The organism is Virgibacillus sp. 7505 (assembly GCF_002272135.1).
Classification (GTDB): Bacteria; Bacillota; Bacilli; order Bacillales; family Amphibacillaceae; genus Terribacillus.
This window is the reverse complement of sequence record NZ_NPBF01000214.1, coordinates 1-258: the sequence shown is the minus strand read 5'-3', so window position 1 is coordinate 258 and position 258 is coordinate 1. Positions and strand designations below refer to the sequence as shown.

The window sequence follows — 258 nt, the reverse complement described above, 5'->3', positions numbered from 1 at the left end:
GGCCTCGGTCATACACACCCTTTGCCAAATAAGCTTGTTCTTCTTGTAAGCCTGCTTCTTGGAGCAAACGAACGACAGTAAAAACGTCAACCATTTGAAACAGCAATAAGACTAAAGCGTTGATACACACGTACACGCTTTGCGATAAAGTCGATGTACTTTGCCTAAGCGCTGAGCCTATAGAGGCGAAGGAAAGCTTCCATTTTTTCCATTTAATCTGCCTTGTAGCAACTACGACAATGATACAGCCAGCAAAGC

1 pseudogene is annotated in these 258 nt (G+C 43.8%); it reads right to left on the bottom strand.

Annotation, left to right across the window (positions count from 1 at the left end):
- Nucleotides 1–258, bottom strand: a pseudogene (locus CHH91_RS20960) (hypothetical protein); the annotation flags it as partial.